We start from the raw sequence: 19,110 nt of genomic DNA on the forward strand, positions 1-19,110 counted from the left end.
ACCCCCAAAATGTTAGAGCATCGTTTTCAACTTTTGTGCGAATCCTTCATCCGTAATCGCTACAACAACACGTGCTCCTTTTCCAATCGCCCCACCTAATTCATGACGACTGTCCACGTAATAAAGCGGAACGCGATAAAACGAACATTTATCGGAAATTTTTTTTCTCGTGTTTTCTGACGCATCTTCCGATAAAATGACAAGCTTCACGCGTTTACGCTGAATTTCTTTTACAACAAGCTCTTCTCCCGAAATGACTTTACGCGCCCGATTCGCTAGTCCGAGAAAAGAAGCCCACGGTTTATGATTCATTTGTTTCTCCGTTCTCCTTCTCAGCAAGCTGCAACAACTGTTCGTAAATGGAATCGTCAATGGTCGCTTTTAAATGATGCGCAAGCGTATTTTTCTTTTTGGCAAGTAAAATACATTCTTTACTCAACGTGATGTACGCACCACGCCCTGCTTTTTTTCCCGTCGGGTCAATCGACACATCTCCTTCTTTCGAACGAACGATGCGAATAAGCTCTTTCTTTGGCTTCATTTCCCCTGTAACAACACATTTGCGCATCGGGATTTTTTTCGGCATATTATTCCACCTCACTAATCTCCTCTTCGTCAACTTGGAACGATGATGAAGAACGAGGGTAAATACCTAGTTGCTCCGCTTCAGATTGACTTTTAATATCAATTTTCCAATTTGTTAATTTCGCCGCTAAACGAGCATTTTGCCCACGTTTTCCAATAGCAAGCGATAGTTGATAATCCGGTACAATGACCGTTGTCGCTTTTTCTTCTTCGTTAACGATGACGTCAAGCACTTTAGATGGACTTAGCGCATTGGCTACAAATTCAACCGGATCCGCAGACCAACGAACGATATCGATTTTTTCGCCTTTTAGCTCGTTTACAATCGCTTGTACTCGTTGTCCTTTTGGTCCAACGCATGCACCAACCGGATCGACCTCTGGATTATCAGAATGAACAGAGATTTTTGAGCGATCTCCCGCTTCGCGTGCAACGGACTTAATTTCGACTGTCCCGTCATAAATTTCCGGCACTTCTAATTCAAACAATCGTTTTAATAGTCCTGGATGCGTGCGCGATACGTAAATTTGTGGCCCTTTTGTCGTTTTTTCTACCTTTGTAATGTACACTTTAATGCGATCATGTGGTTTATATGTCTCATTCGGCATTTGTTCGCTGACCGGAAGCAACGCTTCAATTTTACCAAGACTGACGTAAATAAATTTTGAGTCTGTCCGCTGTACAATGCCTGTCATAATGTCTTCTTCACGATCAACAAATTCAGCATAAATGACACCTCGTTCTGCTTCGCGGACGCGCTGCGTGACGACTTGCTTCGCTGTTTGGGCAGCGATGCGTCCGAAATTTTTCGGTGTCACTTCAATTTCAACAACATCTCCTACTTGATAGTTCGGATTGATTCGCTTCGCTTCGTCAAGCGAAATTTCTAAACGTGAATCATACACCTCATCTACGACTTCTTTACGAGCAAATACGCGAATGGTTCCCGTTTCTTGATTAAAGTCAACACGAACGTTTTGCGCTTGATTAAAGTTGCGCTTATAAGCGGACACAATCGCTGCCTCTATCGCTTCAATTAACACTTCTTTACTAATGCCTTTATCGCGCTCAAGCGCCGTTAAAGCATCTAACAACTCTGTATTCATGAACCGGTCGTCCCCCTTTAATGTGAATTAAGAAAAAATGACAGCTAGCCGTGCACTAGCTATTTTTTCATATGGAATCGTGATTGTTTTTTTCTTTGTTTTCACTTTCACTTCTACCGTCACGGTTTGCCCATCAAATGCAGTTAACAATCCTTCAAACTCTTTTTGACCGTCGACTGGCTCATACGTTTTGACGTAAACGTTTTTTCCGACGGCGCGTTCGAAGTCTTTCGCCTTTTTAAGTGGACGCTCTGCCCCTGGTGATGATACTTCTAAAAAGTAATTGTGCGGTATAGGATCAATTTCATCGAGTTTTTCACTTAACTGTTCACTTACGACACCGCATTGATCGATATCAACACCTGTTGGTGAATCAATAAAAATACGCAAAAACCAATTTTTACCCTCTTTCACGTATTCAATATCGACAAGTTCTAATCCCATATGTGTGACAATCGGGGTGACGAGCTCCTCGACGATGTGTGTGACTTTTTTCATATTGGTCCTCCTAACTGCAAGAAAATCCCTTGCAACGGCAAGGAATCTCAAATCAATACGAAAGAGTGGGTCTCCCCACTCTTTGTGTGCATTATCTTTACCATTTCCACTAGAACTATAACATATTGGCAAAAAAATTGCAACTCATTCAAAATAGCGACAATTGATTGTGATCGGGTAGCGACTGTAAGCAACCCCGACTTTCAAGATATTCTAAAATCGTTTTCGATACTTTGCCACGTTGTTGTAAATCTTCTTTCGATAAAAACTCGCCTTCCTCACGAGCACGCACAATGCTGAGGGCAACGTTTGTCCCAAGTCCCGGAATCGCATTAAACGGTGGAATAAGGGAATTGCCGTCAATAATGAACTCCGTTGCTTGTGAACGGTACAAATCAATATTTTTAAATGAAAAGCCCCGTTCGCACATTTCTAGCGCGATTTCAAGTACGGTTAACAAGTTTTTCTCTTTCGCAGACGCATCAAGCCCTTTTGACTGAATTTCCTCAATGCGTTTACGAATCGCCGCAGATCCTTGAATCATGGCGTCTAAATCAAAGTCTTCTGCACGTACGGTAAAATACGATGCGTAATAAAGAAGCGGGTGATGTACTTTAAAGTACGCAATGCGTACCGCCATAAGAACATAGGCCGCTGCGTGCGCTTTCGGGAACATGTATTTAATTTTTTTACATGATTCGATATACCATTCTGGCACATCATGTTTGCGCATTTCTTCTTCAAATTCTGGCGTCAATCCTTTTCCTTTACGAACGGACTCCATAATTTTAAATGCTAATGACGGCTCTAAACCGCGGTAAATTAAATACACCATAATGTCGTCGCGACAGCCGATCACTTCTGATAGCGTACACGTTCCGCTTTGAATAAGCTCTTGCGCATTGCCGAGCCAAACGTCCGTTCCGTGCGATAAGCCTGAAATTTGCACGAGCTCTGAAAACGTTTTTGGCTTTGTTTCTTCTAACATTTGGCGAACGAAGCGCGTACCAAACTCTGGGATACCGAGCGTTCCTGTATTACACATAATTTGTTCAGGTGTCACCCCAAGCGACTCCGTACTACTAAAAATTTTCATCACTTCGGGATCATCGGTCGGAATCGTCTTTGGATCAATTCCACTTAAATCTTGTAACATCCGGATGACTGTCGGATCATCGTGTCCGAGAATATCGAGTTTTAATAAATTGTCGTGAATAGAGTGGAAGTCAAAGTGCGTCGTCCGCCATTCCGCTTCTATATCGTCAGCTGGATATTGAATCGGTGTAAAATCATAAATATCCATGTAATCTGGAACAACGATAATGCCTCCGGGATGTTGCCCTGTCGTTCGTTTCACTCCCGTACATCCGGCTGCTAAACGATCTATTTCTGCTGCACGTACATGAAGGTTTTTATCACTTATATACCCTTTGACAAATCCGTACGCCGTTTTGTCAGCAACAGTACCAATCGTTCCAGCACGATATACGTTATCTTCGCCAAATAGCACTTTCGTATAGTTATGCGCCCGCGGTTGATACTCGCCCGAAAAGTTTAAGTCAATATCTGGAACTTTATCACCTTTAAACCCTAAAAACGTCTCGAACGGAATATCGTGACCATCTTTATTATACCGCGTACCACATTTTGGACAGTCTTTATCTGGTAAGTCAAATCCCGAGCCGACCGAACCATCATCGAAAAACTCGGAATGTTTACAGTTCGGGCAAACGTAATGCGGTGGGAGCGGATTCACCTCTGTGATCTCAGTCATCGTCGCAACAAATGATGAGCCAACTGAACCGCGCGAACCGACAAGATAACCGTCATCAAGCGATTTTTTTACGAGTTTATGAGAGATTAAATAAATGACCGCAAAGCCGTGACCAATGATGCTCTTCAATTCTTTTTCTAACCGTTTTTCAACGATGTCTGGAAGTGGGTCACCATAAATGCTCTTTGCCCGTTCGTAACTCATTCGACGAATTTCTTCGTCCGCTCCCTCAATTCTCGGTGTGTATAACTCATCTTTAATTGGTTTCACGTCTCCAATGAGATCGGCAATTTTTCTTGTATTTGTAATAACAATGTCTTTTGCTTTTTGTTCACCGAGAAACGAAAATGCTTCTAACATTTCGTTTGTTGTACGGAAGTGAACATTTGGGAGTTCATGACGATTTAACGGATTACTACCAGATTGTGAGTGAATTAAAATTTTGCGATAAATTTTATCTTCTTTATTGATATAATGCACGTTTCCTGTGGCGACAACCGGAATGCCGAGCCGTTCGCCAAGCTGCACAATGTTTGTAATAATTTCTTTTAGCGCTTCTTCATCGCGTACATATTCCATTTCAATAAGCGGGGCGTACACTTCTGGCGGATGCACTTCAAGGAAATCATAAAACGGGGCAATCGCCTCTGCTTCTTCGATTCCTTTTTGCATCATCGCCTCAAATAACTCACCTTTCTCGCACCCTGATCCGACTAAAATACCTTCGCGATGTTGTTGTAACACTGAACGAGGAATGCGTGGAACGCGATAAAAATAGTTCACGTGTGAAAATGATACGAGCTTAAATAAATTTTTTAACCCGACTTCATTTTGTACAAGCAACGTAGCATGAAACGGGCGAGATCGTTGAAACGCTCCTTGCTCTTTTGATGCTTCGTTTAGCTGATCAAGATATTGGATTCCTTTTTCATCAAGTTCTTTTAATAAATGAATAAGCAAATACCCTGTCGCTTCTGCATCATAAATAGCACGATGGTGTTGGGTTAATTCAATATTAAACTTTTTACAAAGCGTATTTAAGCGATGGTTTTTTAGCTCGGGATATAGGTAGCGAGCAAGCTCTAATGTATCAATGACCGGATTTGTTACTTTGCCACGATTGATTTTTTTAAATCCTGCATTTAAAAAACCAATATCAAACGTCGCATTATGAGCAACAAGCACACAATTGTCGACCCAATGGTAAAACTTTTCCAATACTTCTTCAACGTCTGGTGCGTCCTTTAACATATCATCTGTAATCTTCGTTAGTTCAATTGTCGTCGCTGAAAGCGGATGATGCGGGTTAGCAAACGATTCAAAACGGTCGATAATTTCTCCGTTTTTCACTTTTACTGCTGCTAACTCAATGATCGTGTCATATACAGCGGAAAGCCCTGTCGTTTCCACGTCAAATACGACAAACGTATCGTCCATGAGCCGGCGATGCGCTTCATTATAAGCAATCGGTACGCCATCATCGACAATATTTGCCTCTAGTCCATATAAAATTTTTACACCGTATTTTTTTCCTGCACTATACGCTTCTGGGAAAGATTGAACAACAGCATGATCCGTAACGGCAATTGCTTCATGTCCCCATTTTTTTGCTTGTTCGACGAGCGTTGTAATCGAAGCAACCGCATCCATTTGACTCATTTGTGTGTGAACGTGCAACTCTACACGCTTTTCTTCGGCTGTATCTTGACGCTCTTTTGGTTTCACTTCATTTAAGTCATTTGCAATAAGCACAAGATCGCGAACGAATGTGTCGTTTTGTACGCTGCCGCGTACTTTCACCCACATACCTTTTTTTACACGTTGCATTAATTCTGCATCTTCTTTATCGCGTGAAAACATTTTTACAAGAATAGAGTTTGTATAGTCTGTCATTTTTAACGTCAATAATGTTCGTCCGCTTTTTAGCTCTTTTGCTTCAGCATCAAACACGTATCCTTGCACAACGACACGACGTTCTTCTTCTACAATTTGATCGAGCGAACGAATATGTTCCTCATCTTTAATTTGATAGCCAATCACAAGCGGACCGCTTTCTTCGGTTACGTTAGCCTGTTCTTGTTTCGGCATCGCTTCGATAAACGCAGCTAGCGCTCGCTCCTCATCTTCTTTTTGTTTTTGTGCTAAAAATTGTTCAAACTGTTGTTCATCGTGTTTCACGTCTGCTTCTAATTGTAAATATGGGAAGCCAAACGAAGCGTACGTCTCAGCAAATATTTCTGCAAATCGCTTTTTTAAAGCAATCGCTTCTGCTTCATTGCGTGCTTGGACAATTACTTTCGTTCCTTTGACGTGCGGTTGCTGCTGTGTCATTAGTGAAAGAAGAGGCGAGCTTTGTTGAATCGTTTCCACAAACATCGGCCAATACGATATGACGTCTTCGTCGGTAAACGTTTGATCTTCCGCTTCAATCGTGCATTGCACATGAGCGATGTGACGAAACTGTTCGATTAATCGTTTACGAAATTCCGCATATACATCCGCCCGTAAAATCGCTGGAAATTGAAAATAAAAATGCCAACATTTCGTTCTTTTATCGACAACTACTTTGTTAATCTGTCCATGTGCTAAGTCATTCGCAATATTAGACGAAGACAGTTGTAGCTGTTGCAACAAAATAGAAAATCTTTCTTTTTGTTCTTCTCTCATCGTTGTTCGTTACAAAAAGATGTAACGGTGCACCTCCCTTTCTTTATTTCTCCATCGTTTGGGGGTGATAGACGACAGAAAGAGGGGAAGACCCCTCTTATCGCTTATAAGTAACGGCGCAACGTTTCAACTAATTGCGACACATGTACTTCTTCTGTTTCGCCTGTTTTGCGAACTTTTACTTCAACTATTCCTTCGCTCGCCCGCTTTCCAATCGTGACGCGTACAGGTAAACCGATTAAATCGCTGTCAGCGAATTTCACACCTGGGCGCTCGGCACGATCATCATACAACACTTCAAACCCTTCTTGTTGCAAACGGATGTACCATTCATCTGCGAGTTTTCGTTGCTCGTCCACTTTCGGATTGACAGAAATAAGATGCACATGGAACGGGGCAACAGCTGTTGGCCAAATAAGCCCATGCTCATCGTTATATTGTTCAGCGATGGCTGCAAGCGTACGAGATACGCCGATGCCATAACATCCCATAATCATCGGTTGCATGCGTCCATTTTCATCTAAATACGTTGCATTCATCGCTTCGCTATAACGTGTTCCTAGTTTAAATACGTGACCAACTTCAATGCCACGCGCAAAACGAATCGCTCCTTTTCCATCTGGCGACGGATCCCCTTCTTGAATGAAACGAACGTCCGCATATTGCGCAACAAAATCACGATCTGGGTTAACCCCTTTATAATGATAGTGTGCTTCATTGGCTCCGCATACACCGTTGACAATCGCTTTTACTGCATGATCCGCTAAAACAAGTACGTCGTCGCTCACACCAATTGGACCAAGCGAACCAACTTCACAGTTCATCACTTGTTTTGTTTCTTCTGGCGTTGCTAATTCCGCAACCGTTGCTTCTAATATATTTTTTACTTTCACATCATTCACTTCATGGTCGCCACGTGCAAGAACAAGTACATAGCGATCGTCTACTTTAAATAATAACGACTTGATACATTTTTCTTTTGGTACTTGCAGAAATTGACTTACTTCTTCAATCGAACGTTGTTCCGGTGTATGCACTTTTTCAAGCGGGGCATGCGGTTCATCGCTTCGCTCATACGTCGTAATGACTGGCGCCATTTCGATATTCGCTGCATAATCAGAACAATCTGAGTATGCAATTGTATCTTCTCCGACATCGGATAAAACCATAAATTCATGCGTATCTTTTCCGCCCATGGCGCCAGAATCAGCAATGACAGCGCGGAAATTTAATCCGCAACGACGGAACACATTGGCATAAGCTTCGTACATTTTATTGTATACTTCATCTAAACTTTCTTGTGAAGCATGGAACGAATACGCATCTTTCATAATAAACTCACGGCCACGAAGCAAACCGAAACGCGGGCGTTTTTCATCACGAAACTTTGTTTGAATTTGGTAAAGCGTAAGTGGCAAACGTTTGTACGATTTCACTTCATCGCGAACAAGTGCCGTAATAACTTCTTCATGTGTTGCACCGAGCGCAAAGTCGCGATCATGGCGATCTTTTAAACGCATTAATTCTGGTCCATATGAATACCAGCGACCTGACTCTTGCCATAGCTCTGCTTGTTGTAGCGCTGGCATGAACAGTTCGATAGCACCTGCACGATCCATTTCTTCACGAATGATCGCTTCAATTTTTTGTAATACACGTTTACCAAGTGGTAAAAAGCTATATACTCCACTCGCGTTTTGGCGAATGAAACCAGCGCGAAGCAGCAGTTGATGACTTTTAATTTCTGCATCTGCTGGCACTTCACGCAATGTAGGAATAAACGACATACTTTGTTTCATCTTTTTTTAGCACCTCTTACTTCATTGATTTATAGGAAAAATTTTTGAATATCATTCCACGTAACAACAAGCATAAGCAACATTAGAAGGGCAAAACCGATAAAATGCACAATTCCTTCTTTTTGGCGATCAATTGGCTTTCCACGCAACGCCTCAATCGCAAAAAACGTTAAGCGTCCCCCATCAAGCGCCGGAAGCGGAAGTAAGTTGATAATCCCTAGGTTAATGCTTAAAATAGCTCCCCATTTCATTAAGTAATACACGCCAGATTGAGCGACTTTATGTGTGGAAACGGCAATGCCTACAGGTCCAGATAGCATATCAAATGAAAATTTCCCCGTCAATAAATGACCTAGACCAACGATAATTTCTTTTGTCCAATAGTACGTTTCTAGCGCTCCTTGTTTGATCGCCCCAACAACCGATTTTTCCATCGGTCCATATACACCGATCAGCCCGATCGTCTCCCCTTCTATCGTTTTCTTTTCTGGTGTAACAGTGAGATCGATCATTTGGCCGTTGCGCTTCACTTGAAATTGGAGCGGTTTTTCTGGGCTTTTTCGAATCATTGTAACAACATCTGTCCATGAAGACATCGGCTGTCCGTCAATCGAAATGACAATATCACCTTGTTTCAATCCTGCTTGACGCGCAGCACCGTCTTCTGTCAATTCACCAACAATCGGTTTATCGACAGGGTAACCTTGTAATAGCCCAATAACAATAAAGATGACAAGCGCTAAGATGAAATTCATTAGCGGACCAGCGAAAATAGCCATTGCCCGCTGTCCGAGCGTTTTTGAACCGAATTGACGATCATACGGTGCTATTTGTACTTCTTCGCGATCAATAACGATGTACGCTGGATCGCTTAGCTCAAAGCGTTGTAAACGATCATCCTCATTCTCGTAACCTTCAATATATAGCCCACGTTCAAAGTCTGCACGTTCCACCTCGATGATTTTCGCATCTTCATATTCATCTTTATGATTGACGATTACTTTCTTCACTTTACCGTCTGAATGAAACAATAAACCGACAACTTGCCCGCGCTTAACGTCAATCATCTCAGGGTCTTCGCCAGCCATGCGCACAAAACCGCCAAGTGGAAGTAGACGAATGGTGTACGTCGTTTCCCCTTTTTTCATCGAAAACACTTTTGGACCAAATCCAATTGCAAACTCGCGGCATAAAATACCTGCCCGCTTAGCGAAAATAAAGTGGCCTAATTCATGAAAAAACACAAGCGCACCAAAAATAATAAGAAAAGCAATAACCGTCTCCAAAGTTTCAACCACCTTTTACATGTGTAGTGATTTTACATATCGTCTCGTTTCAAGATCGACTGCACGAATCGTCTCAAGGTTCGGATGAGCAATCGGTACGTGTCGCTCCATCGCTTTTTCAATGCATTGTTCAATCGCTAGAAACGATATTCGTCCAGCTAAAAAGGCCGCCACCGCTTCTTCATTGGCGGCGTTTAATACCGTTGGCATCGTCCCGCCTATCTTTCCAGCTTCATAAGCAAATTGTAAACAACGAAACCGGTTCATGTCCACTTTTTGAAAATGCAACGTGGCTACTTGTGCTAAGTTCAGTCGCTCAATATGTAGCGGAAAACGGTCAGGATATGTTAATGCATATTGAATCGGTACGCGCATATCTGGCGTTCCGAGTTGAGCAATGACACTTCCATCATGAAATTGTACCATCGAATGAATAATGCTTTCTTTATGTAAAAGGACGTCAATTTGTTCATACGGTAATTGGAATAACCAGTGTGCTTCGATCACTTCGAGTCCTTTGTTCATCATCGTTGCAGAATCGATTGTAATTTTTGCTCCCATCGACCAATTCGGGTGTTTCAACGCTTCTTCCACGGTGACGTGTTGTAGTTGTTCGCGAGTCCGATCGCGAAAACTACCACCAGATGCCGTTAAAATAATACACTCAATATTTTTTTGTCGCTCTCCTTGCAAGCATTGAAAGATAGCAGAATGCTCACTATCGACAGGCAAAATGGTTACGCCGTAGTCAGCAGCGTGTTTCATGACAAGATGACCTGCGGTAACTAACGTTTCTTTATTTGCTAACGCAATCGTTTTTTTCGCCTCAATCGCTCGTAACGTAGGTACTAATCCAACGCTTCCGACAACCGCATTGACGACAATGTCTGCTTCTTGAACCGTTGCTACTTCAACGAGACCATCTTCGCCGGAAACGATGCGCACTCGCCCTATATATTCGCTTTGTAGCATATGTGCATCTTCTTTGTGAGCAATACATACGACTTTCGGTGAAAATTGCTCAATAATATGTCGAGCTTGCTCTATATTTCGCCCAGCGGAAAAAGCGACGAGACGAAACGCATCGGGATGGGCGCGAATCACATCTAACGTTTGCATGCCGATTGAGCCCGTCGCTCCTAATAAACTAATTGCTCGCAAAAGCCCCACTCCTTTTTACGCAATAAGGTAAAACAAATGCAAAATTGGCAAAACAAATAACAAACTATCGAAGCGATCTAAAATGCCACCATGTCCTGGCAAAATAGCTCCTGAATCCTTTACTCCATAGTGACGTTTAAATGCCGATTCCACTAAATCACCAAGCTGTCCGAAAACGGATAAAATGACCGTCGCAATGAGTAACATGAGGAAAGACGGTGCAAATGGCGATAGCCACTCATACACGCTCACGACAACAAGGGCACACAAAACCCCACCAATAGCACCTTCCACTGTTTTGTTTGGGCTAATATGCTCCCATAGCTTTCGTTTTCCGAACGCACGACCAACAAAGTACGCTCCGCTATCCGTTGCCCAAATTAAAAAAAGCGCATAAAAAATGTACGACAAACCGGCTTCACGCACTTGAACAAAAGAATAAAAACCAACCCCTACATATAAGACAGCGACAATCATAAATGCTACATCATCAAATGTAAATGCATTTTTTGATATGACCGTATAAATGAGCAACAAAAAGAGCCCAACGACGAGGATCCATATATTTATCATATGTTCATATGGATATAAAAAGAGCCATAATGTAAGAAAACTAACAATGCTCGGGAACGAAAAAAGCGATATGCGTTTCATGCGAATAAGCTCAAATAAGCCAACCGTAGCTAGTATATACGTTAACACTAAAAATGGCCATCTGCCATATATGACGATCGGTAAAAAGACTGAAGCTGCAATCACTGCTGTCACGATTCTTTGTTTCATACGAAATTATACGCCTCCAAACCGGCGGCTTCGTTGTTGAAATTCATATACCGCCTGTAAAAAATGTTGTTCTGTGAAGTCTGGCCATAATACGTCTGTAAACCAAAATTCTGTATAAGCCAATTGCCAAAGCATGAAATTACTTAAACGAATCTCTCCGCTTGTGCGAATGAGTAAATCGGGATCTGGTAAATCGTTTGTCATTAAATATGAATGGAACATCTCTTCATTCACATCGCTTGCTTGAATCATTCCATTTTGCACATCATCAACAAGCTTTTGAACGGCATACACAATTTCCGCACGACTTCCGTAGTTTAACGCAAAATTTAAAATTAAGCCCGTATTTTGTTTTGTCTCTTCGATTGCTTTATCGACTGCACGTAACGTATGTAAAGGTAGTTGATCTTTATGTCCCATGACGCGTACTTGTACGTTTTCTGCGATTAACTCTGGCAAAAATGTATTCAAAAACTGCTCAGGCAACTGCATTAAATAATCGACTTCCGTTTTCGGTCGTTTCCAATTTTCTGTTGAAAACGCGTATAACGTTAACACGTTCACACCGAGTTCGTTCGCAAAGCGCGTGATTTTCCGTACCGTTTGCATGCCCTCATAATGTCCAGCCATACGTGGCAACGCGCGTTTTTTCGCCCATCGTCCGTTCCCGTCCATGATGATTGCCACATGCGCAGGAATCGGTCCTTGTAAAATTGTTTCTTTCTCATATCCTTCTTCTTTGTTTTTCCATCTTTTCATCTTTTCAAACATAAGCGCGTGTCCTCCAGCTTTGATCCAACATGATTAGGCTGTGCGCCCTATTTCGTAATTATAACAAAAAACCCTCTATAAACATAGAGGGACTTATACTTCCATTACTTCTTTCTCTTTTTCTTTCGTGATCACATCAATTTTTGCGATATGATCGTCTGTTAATTTTTGAATGTCTTCTGTATAGCCACGCAACTCGTCTTCTGTAATTTCGCCATTTTTCTCTAGCTTTTTCAACTCATCGTTTGCATCGCGACGAATGTTGCGCACAGCGACTTTCGCTTCTTCAGCATATTTTTTTACTAACTTTACAAGCTCACGACGGCGCTCTTCCGTTAGTGGCGGAATGGAAATACGAATGACTGAACCGTCGTTTGAAGGCGTTAATCCTAAATCAGATGCTAAAATAGCTTTTTCAATTTCCTTCAATACAGATTTGTCATACGGCTGAATAACAAGAAGGCGCGCTTCTGGCACTTGAATGCCTGCTAACTGAATAATTGGTGTCGGCATGCCGTAGTAATCTACTGTAATTTTTTCTAGCAACGCTGGATTTGCACGACCTGCGCGAATTGTTGTGAGTTCACGCGAAAAAGCTTGAACTGCTTTATCCATTTTTTCTTTCGCGTTCGTTAATACTTGCATCTTATTTCCCCCTTACAATTGTTCCAATATTTTCGCCTAATACGGCACGTTTAATATTTCCTTCTTCCATAATGGAGAAAACAATAAGTGGAATATCGTTATCCATACATAACGATGAAGCGGTGGAATCCATGACACCTAATCCTTGTTTGATTACATCCAAGTAGGATAGTTCATCGTACTTTACTGCATTTTTGTCTACTTTTGGATCAGCGCTATATACACCATCTACGTTGTTTTTCGCCATTAAAATGACATCCGCTTCAATTTCTGCAGCACGAAGCGCGGCTGTCGTATCTGTCGAGAAGTACGGATTCCCTGTTCCTGCTGCAAAAATGACGACACGTTTTTTCTCTAAGTGACGAATCGCTCTTCGACGAATGTAAGGCTCTGCCACTTGACGCATTTCAATAGACGTTTGCACGCGCGTTTGCACACCAAGTTGCTCTAGGCTGTCTTGCAAAGCAAGCGAGTTCATTACTGTTGCTAGCATGCCCATATAATCGGCTGTGGCACGATCCATTCCCATTTCACTGCCGATTTTACCGCGCCAAATATTCCCACCGCCAACAACGACCGCCACTTCAACTCCAAGTTCTGCTACCTCTTTTACTTGTTGCGCAATGGATTTAATGACAGACGGATTAATGCCAAATCCTTGATCACCAGCTAACGCTTCACCGCTTAATTTTAAAACGACACGTTTATATTTTGGGCTTTTCATTGTAAACCTCCATACCGTTCTCTAAAAATAGGGAACACATATGTGTTCCCTATTTGTATTCATTACTTACGAACTTGGCTCATAACTTCTTCAGCGAAGTTATCTTGACGCTTTTCAATACCTTCGCCTACTTCGTAACGGATGAAGCTTTTTACAGTCGCACCATTAGATTCTACAAATTGGCGTACTTTGACGTCTGGATTTTTTACAAAGCTTTGCTCAAGTAAGCAAATGTCTTCAAAGAATTTGCCTAAGCGGCCTTCAACCATTTTTTCAACGATATTTTCTGGTTTTCCTTCATTCAATGCTTGTTGTTTTAACACTTCGCGCTCACGAGCGATTTCTTCCGCGGATACTTCATCGCGAGAGACGTATTTTGGATTAATCGCAGCAATGTGCATCGCTACATCTTTTGCAATGTCGCTATTTGTTGTACCTTCTAATACTGTTAATACGGCAATGCGACCACCCATGTGTAAATATGCACCGAACGCTGCATTATTATCTTTTTCTACAACTGCAAAGCGACGTAACGTAATTTTTTCGCCAATTTTAGCGATCGCTGCGTTAATATGTTCTTCTACTGTCGCACCGTTGTCCATTTTTTGTTGCAACGCTTCTTCTACTGTTGCAGGCTTATGTTTTAATAAATGATCTGCTAATTCTTTTACTAATGTTTTAAACCCTTCGTTTTTCGCAACGAAGTCTGTTTCAGAGTTTACTTCTAAAATGACAGCTGTATTTCCATCAACTTCAATTAATGTTGTTCCTTCAGCTGCAATGCGATCTGCTTTTTTCGCTGCCTTCGCCATTCCTTTTTCACGAAGCCAGTCGATCGCTTTTTCCATATCACCGTTTGTTTCTGTTAACGCTTTTTTGCAGTCCATCATTCCTGCGCCAGTTTTTTCGCGCAATTCTTTTACCATTTGAGCAGTAATTGCCATATGAAACATCCTCCTTTTTTATGTGCCAAATCGTATGTACACAAACCGAAACGGTTCGTATGCTTATTATGCCCGATTTTCTTAAAAAAAGGTGATAAAAGGCTCCCCCCTCTTATCACCTTTCACATGCTTACTCAGCTGTGACAACGGCTTCTTCGCCTTGTTTTGCTTCTAAAATCGCATCAGCAATTTTAGATGTAAGAAGTTTCACAGCGCGAATCGCATCGTCGTTCGCAGGAATGACGTAGTCGATTTCGTCTGGATCACAGTTTGTATCCACGATTCCGATGATCGGAATGTTTAATTTACGAGCTTCTGCAACGGCAATGCGCTCTTTGCGTGGGTCGATGACAAATAATGCATCTGGCAATTCTTTCATTTCTTTAATACCGCCTAAAAACTTTTCAAGACGCTCTAACTCTTTCTTTAGTTTTACCACTTCTTTTTTAGGCAATACATCGAATGTGCCATCTTCAGCCATTCTTTCGATTTCTTTTAAGCGTTTAATACGTTTTTGAATAGTTGCAAAGTTTGTTAACGTTCCACCTAACCAACGTTGGTTCACGTAGAACATGCCAGAGCGTTCTGCTTCTTCTTTCACAGAATCTTGCGCTTGTTTTTTCGTACCGACGAATAAAATTTTACCACCGTTTTCCGCAAGTTCTTTGACGAAGTTATACGCTTCTTCTACTTTTTTCACTGTTTTTTGTAAGTCAATGATATAAATACCATTGCGCTCAGTGAAAATGTACTTTTTCATTTTCGGGTTCCAGCGACGTGTTTGATGCCCGAAGTGAACCCCTGCTTCAAGCAATTGTTTCATTGAAATGACAGACATCTTTCATCCTCCTATACGGTTTTTTTCCTCCGCTCACGTCATTTTTAAGCAAGACTGTAAGGCAGCACCGTTGCTTAAATCGATGAGCGTGTGTATTCACACCAAATAGAACTATATCATAATTAAAAAGCACATTCAACTACTTTTGGTGAAATTTAAGCAAAAGCTCCATTTCTGTTTTGCCACGTTTGAGCGTCTTCGCAATCTCATCGATCGTTCTTCCTTGTTGTTGAAGCTTTAATGCTTCTGAAACAAGCGATTCAAGCGATTGCTCTTCCTTTGGCGCAGTTGACGATAACTCGATGCGGTCAACAACATGCTCAACCGGAGGAGACATTTGTTCTTTTCGCAATGAACGAGAATGTTGGCGAATAGTCGATGATGTAATTTGTTTAACAAATCGTTCATTTTCTTCTTTGAACTGCATTAAATATGTTGTCATCATCGTTTCCATTTCGCGAATAAGCTCCGCTTGCTCTCTTTCCGTCTCTTTAATTTTCATCCATTTTAAAGATAAAAGGATGATAAGAAAGAGAGAAATACCATGCAACACGAAGCTAACAAACCATAAAAACGTTGTCATATCATCCCTCTTATCCGGTAAAATCAATATGCGTTCCTTTGTAAGGGTGTTTGCTTTTTTCTTTCTTCTCAGATTGCTTTTTCCATTTAGAACGTTCGCTTTGTTCGGCTTTCGTCACTTGCTGCCGAATACGCTCGTCTTGTTTTTTCATTTCTGTTGCAAGCTGTTGCTGAGCAAGCTGTCCATACTGTTGCATATGTTCTTGCCACTTCCCGAGCTCATGCGTTTTCGGCAACGCTACTTGTAACTCGACTAACTTTAAGCTCATTGTTTCACTTCCTTCATAAAAGTTGTTTGATGAAGGACTGTCATATCGCTTGCTCAATCAGTTTGCGCATTTTAAATAAAGCTTTGGCGTGAATTTGGGAAATCCGTGACGTCGACAGTCCCATAATATGCCCGATTTCTGTAAACGTCAGTTCCTCTCTGTAAAACAAACTAATGACTAACTGTTCTTTTTCATTCAATTGTTGTATGACATTTGCTAGTTGAGCAATTTGTTCTTCTCGCAATATGTGCTCTTCAGGCGATGGCGATCGGTCATCACGTATCGTAAACGATGATTGATCATCGTCATCGTCAAATGGTCGCTCATCAAGCGATAAAACATTCGCGAAAAACTGCTCATTCATGACTGCGTATACTTCGTCTTCTGATATATTTAACGCGTGAGCCACTTCTTTGGCACTAACGTCACGCATATGCAGTTGTTGTAACTGCTCGATTGTCGCTTCAATTTTCTTCGCTTTTTCTCGTACGCTTCGGGGAAGCCAATCTTCTTTGCGCAAACCATCTAAAATGGCGCCACGAATACGAAATGAAGCATACGTGTCAAACTTTAAATCACGCGAAGGATCGAATTTTTCTAGCGCATCGTATAAACCGAGTAACGCTAAACTTTTCAAATCTTCTTTTTTCACGCTTTTCGGAAGGGATGAAGCCATACGTTGTACGTGATAATCGACAAGTGGCATATACTTTTCAATCAGTTGGTTGCCCGCCTCGCGATCGCGAGCATCAATCCACTTTTGCCAGCACAATATATCATCCCCCCTAAGCTACTATTTCTCTTCGTGACTCAATAATTGACGAATATACTCGGCTACTTTTTGTTGCTCTTCTTCGCTTAAGTCTTCAATCATCTGCTCAACTTCGGTGTCATTCCGTTGCACAAACGAAACGTTCGATGCTGATTCATCTCTTTGGATAAATCCGATCATCCAGCGAACAATAAATGCGAAAACAAAGAAAACAACAAAGGCAATGAAAGCCCGTATTGTAGATGTCCATATGCTATTTTGCAATAGTGAAGAAAAAAAGGCGATCATACAGCCGAATAAAGCAAAGCCAATGTTAAATTTCCATGTACCAGCCATTACATTTCCCGTACCCCTTGATTTACTGTTCGAATGAGCAATATACCTGTTTTCGGATGAAATTCAATCGTCCGTCCGCTACTTCCTCCGACATCTTCAGCAACAATCGGAATGCGAAAGCGTTGAAGCTGCTGGCGAACAGCCTCAACGTTGCGCGGTCCGATACGCATCATATCCGTCGTCCCTGTGCGAAACTGAAACATTTGTGCACCACCAGCCATTTTTGCTTTCAAATGACCGTTTCGTCCTCCTGCCTCAATGACGCGCCGGATCAGCTCCTCAATCGCGGTGTCGGCATATTTCGCCACATTCATGTTTTCGGATTTTGCTAACGATGAATCAGGTAACATCACATGCGCCATCCCGGCCACTTCTTTTGTTAAATCATATACGACCACACCAACGCACGAGCCAAGCCCACATGTGCGAATGACATGCGGTGCCTTGACAATATTCATGTCAGCAATCCCGACTTTCACCACTTGAACAATTTCACTCATCATGTTCCACACCTAAAGCTCGAAAGATGATATGAAATGATTCAGGGTCAGGAAGTAAGAAAAAGTGGCCATTGACGCGATCATCCGGCTGATGTTCCTCGTGAATTGCTGTATCAACGACGATGACATGATCACCGACGCGCGACATTTCAATTAATCCATAGCTTAGAATTGCACCGATCATATCAATGCTGAGCGCCGGAACAGATGGATGTAAATTTAAATTGGTAAAGTCCGATAAAGATGATAAATACGAACCGGCTAAAATGTTGCCCAGCTCTTGCAATGCAGATAACGATAGCTCTGAACAATCTTGTTCTAATTTAAACTGTTCGTCGCCAGTCATTTGTTGAATAAATCGTTCCGCCTGCTCAATCGATAGTACAAAAAACATATTGCCAGGTGCATCTCCTTCAATACGCAAAAAAACAGCAGCAACGACATTGTCAGCTCCCCCGACAATGTCCATCATTTCGTCAAAAGAAATGATGCGCACATCAGGAATCGTCATTTCAATTCTTTTATTTAACAGTTTTGATAACGCCGTTGCTGCATGGCCCGCACCGATATTGCCAATCTCTTTTAGTATGTCCATATGGACGGCATCCATCCGTTCAAAATATGACATGGACGATTTATCCTTTCTCTGTTTTTAATACTTTTTCTAAGTTTAATAAAATAAATAGACGCTTTCCAATTTTTACGACACCATTAATATAATCCGCTGTTGTTGCATCAACTACTTCTGGCGGCGGTTCAATGGCGTCCGTTGAAATATCAACGACATCGTTTGCCGCATCAACAATTAAACCAACTTCCATATCATCAAGCGCAACGATAATGACGCGCGTATGGTCGGAAAATGTCGCTTCTTCTAACCCAAACCGCATGCGTAAATCAATAATCGGTGTAACGACTCCACGCAAATTAATGACGCCCTTAACATATTTCGGAACGCGAGGAACGCGTGTAATATGTTGAATTTTTTCAATCGAGCGCACTTGTTGGACTGGAATTGCGTATTCTTCGTCTTTTAGTTGAAAAATAATCACTTTCAGTTCAGCCACATT

21 protein-coding genes are annotated in these 19,110 nt (G+C 41.8%); all 21 read right to left on the reverse strand.

What is annotated here, in order from left to right; all coding sequences use genetic code 11:
- Positions 1 to 12: 12 nt before the first annotated feature.
- The 21 genes from ASC42_RS06780 to ASC42_RS06880 all read right to left on the reverse strand — a co-directional run bounded on the left by ASC42_RS06780 (position 13) and on the right by ASC42_RS06880 (position 19,107).
- Positions 13 to 312 (reverse strand): YlxQ family RNA-binding protein, encoded by a 300-nt coding sequence (locus ASC42_RS06780; protein WP_055441115.1) that lies wholly within the window; start codon positions 310 to 312, stop codon positions 13 to 15.
- A complete protein-coding gene (gene rnpM / locus ASC42_RS06785) occupies positions 302 to 586 on the reverse strand; it encodes an RNase P modulator RnpM (protein ID WP_009732926.1) in 285 nt (94 codons plus the stop codon). The genes ASC42_RS06780 and rnpM overlap by 11 nt, the downstream gene beginning before the upstream one ends.
- Position 587: 1 nt before the next feature.
- The gene (nusA, locus tag ASC42_RS06790) at positions 588 to 1,691 is read right to left on the reverse strand and encodes a transcription termination factor NusA (protein WP_006322329.1); all 1,104 of its coding nucleotides are present in this window, start codon (positions 1,689 to 1,691) and stop codon (positions 588 to 590) included.
- Positions 1,692 to 1,718: 27 nt separating this feature from the next.
- Complete coding sequence (gene rimP, locus ASC42_RS06795; protein ID WP_032099687.1) at positions 1,719 to 2,189, reverse strand: ribosome maturation factor RimP; 471 nt, start codon at positions 2,187 to 2,189, stop codon at positions 1,719 to 1,721.
- A 148-nt stretch (positions 2,190 to 2,337) separates the two neighbouring features.
- On the reverse strand, positions 2,338 to 6,630 hold the full coding sequence (locus ASC42_RS06800) for a PolC-type DNA polymerase III (protein WP_055441116.1): 4,293 nt from the start codon (positions 6,628 to 6,630) through the stop codon (positions 2,338 to 2,340).
- A 104-nt stretch (positions 6,631 to 6,734) separates the two neighbouring features.
- A complete protein-coding gene (locus ASC42_RS06805) occupies positions 6,735 to 8,429 on the reverse strand; it encodes a proline--tRNA ligase (protein WP_055441117.1) in 1,695 nt (564 codons plus the stop codon).
- 29 nt (positions 8,430 to 8,458) lie between these two features.
- Positions 8,459 to 9,715, reverse strand: a complete 1,257-nt coding sequence (gene rseP / locus ASC42_RS06810; RefSeq protein WP_055441118.1) for an RIP metalloprotease RseP — start codon at positions 9,713 to 9,715, stop codon at positions 8,459 to 8,461.
- 15 nt (positions 9,716 to 9,730) lie between these two features.
- On the reverse strand, positions 9,731 to 10,876 hold the full coding sequence (gene dxr / locus ASC42_RS06815) for a 1-deoxy-D-xylulose-5-phosphate reductoisomerase (protein ID WP_072242691.1): 1,146 nt from the start codon (positions 10,874 to 10,876) through the stop codon (positions 9,731 to 9,733).
- Positions 10,877 to 10,891: 15 nt separating this feature from the next.
- Positions 10,892 to 11,659, reverse strand: coding sequence for a phosphatidate cytidylyltransferase (locus ASC42_RS06820; RefSeq protein WP_055441119.1), 768 nt, complete (start codon positions 11,657 to 11,659; stop codon positions 10,892 to 10,894).
- A gap of 6 nt (positions 11,660 to 11,665) precedes the next feature.
- Complete coding sequence (locus ASC42_RS06825) at positions 11,666 to 12,430, reverse strand: undecaprenyl pyrophosphate synthase (RefSeq protein ID WP_055441120.1); 765 nt, start codon at positions 12,428 to 12,430, stop codon at positions 11,666 to 11,668.
- Positions 12,431 to 12,523: 93 nt separating this feature from the next.
- Complete coding sequence (gene frr, locus ASC42_RS06830) at positions 12,524 to 13,075, reverse strand: ribosome recycling factor (protein WP_055441121.1); 552 nt, start codon at positions 13,073 to 13,075, stop codon at positions 12,524 to 12,526.
- Between the two features lies 1 nt (position 13,076).
- Positions 13,077 to 13,799, reverse strand: a complete 723-nt coding sequence (gene pyrH, locus ASC42_RS06835) for a UMP kinase (protein WP_004891026.1) — start codon at positions 13,797 to 13,799, stop codon at positions 13,077 to 13,079.
- Positions 13,800 to 13,861: 62 nt separating this feature from the next.
- Positions 13,862 to 14,743, reverse strand: a complete 882-nt coding sequence (gene tsf, locus ASC42_RS06840; protein WP_032099696.1) for a translation elongation factor Ts — start codon at positions 14,741 to 14,743, stop codon at positions 13,862 to 13,864.
- Positions 14,744 to 14,873: 130 nt separating this feature from the next.
- Positions 14,874 to 15,581: a 30S ribosomal protein S2 gene (rpsB, locus tag ASC42_RS06845; RefSeq protein ID WP_032099697.1), complete on the reverse strand. Its 708-nt coding sequence runs from the start codon at positions 15,579 to 15,581 to the stop codon at positions 14,874 to 14,876.
- A 139-nt stretch (positions 15,582 to 15,720) separates the two neighbouring features.
- A complete protein-coding gene (locus ASC42_RS06850) occupies positions 15,721 to 16,164 on the reverse strand; it encodes a DUF6115 domain-containing protein (RefSeq protein WP_032099798.1) in 444 nt (147 codons plus the stop codon).
- 10 nt (positions 16,165 to 16,174) lie between these two features.
- Entirely contained in the window at positions 16,175 to 16,432 is a 258-nt protein-coding gene (locus tag ASC42_RS06855; protein ID WP_055441122.1) for a hypothetical protein, read from the reverse strand.
- 40 nt (positions 16,433 to 16,472) lie between these two features.
- The gene (locus tag ASC42_RS06860; RefSeq protein ID WP_425339070.1) at positions 16,473 to 17,204 is read right to left on the reverse strand and encodes a FliA/WhiG family RNA polymerase sigma factor; all 732 of its coding nucleotides are present in this window, start codon (positions 17,202 to 17,204) and stop codon (positions 16,473 to 16,475) included.
- 21 nt (positions 17,205 to 17,225) lie between these two features.
- Positions 17,226 to 17,540, reverse strand: coding sequence for a hypothetical protein (locus tag ASC42_RS06865; RefSeq protein WP_055441124.1), 315 nt, complete (start codon positions 17,538 to 17,540; stop codon positions 17,226 to 17,228).
- Entirely contained in the window at positions 17,540 to 18,040 is a 501-nt protein-coding gene (locus ASC42_RS06870) for a chemotaxis protein CheD (RefSeq protein WP_055441195.1), read from the reverse strand. The genes ASC42_RS06865 and ASC42_RS06870 overlap by 1 nt, the downstream gene beginning before the upstream one ends.
- The gene (locus ASC42_RS06875; RefSeq protein ID WP_055441125.1) at positions 18,033 to 18,668 is read right to left on the reverse strand and encodes a chemotaxis protein CheC; all 636 of its coding nucleotides are present in this window, start codon (positions 18,666 to 18,668) and stop codon (positions 18,033 to 18,035) included. The genes ASC42_RS06870 and ASC42_RS06875 overlap by 8 nt, the downstream gene beginning before the upstream one ends.
- Positions 18,669 to 18,675: 7 nt before the next feature.
- Positions 18,676 to 19,107 (reverse strand): chemotaxis protein CheW, encoded by a 432-nt coding sequence (locus ASC42_RS06880; RefSeq protein WP_055441126.1) that lies wholly within the window; start codon positions 19,105 to 19,107, stop codon positions 18,676 to 18,678.
- Between the last annotated feature and the right edge of the window lie 3 nt (positions 19,108 to 19,110).

Origin of the sequence: Anoxybacillus suryakundensis (genome assembly GCF_001418025.1) — a bacterium.
In the GTDB taxonomy this organism is placed as follows: domain Bacteria; phylum Bacillota; class Bacilli; order Bacillales; family Anoxybacillaceae; genus Anoxybacillus; species Anoxybacillus tengchongensis.

Coding starts and splice junctions, on each gene's coding strand:
- ASC42_RS06820 (WP_055441119.1), bottom strand. CDS start 11,659: ATGAAACAAAGAATCGTGACAGCAGTGATTGCAGCTTCAGTCTTTTTA.
- ASC42_RS06875 (WP_055441125.1), bottom strand. CDS start 18,668: ATGTCATATTTTGAACGGATGGATGCCGTCCATATGGACATACTAAAA.
- tsf (WP_032099696.1), bottom strand. CDS start 14,743: ATGGCAATTACTGCTCAAATGGTAAAAGAATTGCGCGAAAAAACTGGC.
- pyrH (WP_004891026.1), bottom strand. CDS start 13,799: ATGAAAAGCCCAAAATATAAACGTGTCGTTTTAAAATTAAGCGGTGAA.
- rpsB (WP_032099697.1), bottom strand. CDS start 15,581: ATGTCTGTCATTTCAATGAAACAATTGCTTGAAGCAGGGGTTCACTTC.
- rnpM (WP_009732926.1), bottom strand. CDS start 586: ATGCCGAAAAAAATCCCGATGCGCAAATGTGTTGTTACAGGGGAAATG.
- frr (WP_055441121.1), bottom strand. CDS start 13,075: ATGCAAGTATTAACGAACGCGAAAGAAAAAATGGATAAAGCAGTTCAA.
- ASC42_RS06805 (WP_055441117.1), bottom strand. CDS start 8,429: ATGAAACAAAGTATGTCGTTTATTCCTACATTGCGTGAAGTGCCAGCA.
- ASC42_RS06865 (WP_055441124.1), bottom strand. CDS start 17,540: ATGGCTGGTACATGGAAATTTAACATTGGCTTTGCTTTATTCGGCTGT.
- ASC42_RS06870 (WP_055441195.1), bottom strand. CDS start 18,040: ATGAGTGAAATTGTTCAAGTGGTGAAAGTCGGGATTGCTGACATGAAT.
- ASC42_RS06825 (WP_055441120.1), bottom strand. CDS start 12,430: ATGTTTGAAAAGATGAAAAGATGGAAAAACAAAGAAGAAGGATATGAG.
- ASC42_RS06780 (WP_055441115.1), bottom strand. CDS start 312: ATGAATCATAAACCGTGGGCTTCTTTTCTCGGACTAGCGAATCGGGCG.
- rimP (WP_032099687.1), bottom strand. CDS start 2,189: ATGAAAAAAGTCACACACATCGTCGAGGAGCTCGTCACCCCGATTGTC.
- ASC42_RS06855 (WP_055441122.1), bottom strand. CDS start 16,432: ATGAGCTTAAAGTTAGTCGAGTTACAAGTAGCGTTGCCGAAAACGCAT.
- ASC42_RS06850 (WP_032099798.1), bottom strand. CDS start 16,164: ATGACAACGTTTTTATGGTTTGTTAGCTTCGTGTTGCATGGTATTTCT.
- ASC42_RS06800 (WP_055441116.1), bottom strand. CDS start 6,630: ATGAGAGAAGAACAAAAAGAAAGATTTTCTATTTTGTTGCAACAGCTA.
- nusA (WP_006322329.1), bottom strand. CDS start 1,691: ATGAATACAGAGTTGTTAGATGCTTTAACGGCGCTTGAGCGCGATAAA.